We start from the raw sequence: 501 nt of genomic DNA on the forward strand, positions 1-501 counted from the left end.
GAGGATGACGACGATGACATGGGACTAACCGTTAGTCGAAAGCGTCGAGAGGTAGTGACCGTTGATGAGGACGGCTCACGAATCTCGCGCCTCAAATCAGGCTCTCTTAACTCGATTCTGGGCGACGATGCCGAGAACATACAGCAGCTCTTGGAGGTCGGTGATTCTGATTCGGCAGCATCCGTGATTCAGAAGCGCGCTCTTCAAACCTGTATTGATCTTGTTGCCGAAGTCGAAAACGGGATTCGCGAATCGAAGGGACGCTATGGTGTTCACTCGTTCAACAACCTGATGATGACTATTCGGGAACTTGTGACGGACATGCAGCAAACTCGGGATCGAGGTGCTATTGGTGTCACTATCAGCGAATCGGTTTTGCGGCCCATGATGCGTGATCTGGCTATGCTTGTCATGAACGAGACTATGACGATCATGGCCGCTGCAAAAGGCAGTATGAGCGTTGACGAGTTTAAAGACTTTCGTAAAGAAGTAGATGATAGT

At 50.1% G+C, this 501-nt stretch carries 1 protein-coding gene; it reads left to right on the plus strand.

Annotated elements, in window-relative coordinates:
• Nucleotides 1-501, plus strand: a 501-nt coding sequence (locus AC1RP1_RS07805; RefSeq protein WP_481762691.1) for a hypothetical protein, incomplete at both ends; no start/stop codon positions are given.

It is taken from the genome of Dellaglioa sp. CoH-56-MRSF-13, assembly GCF_056782095.1.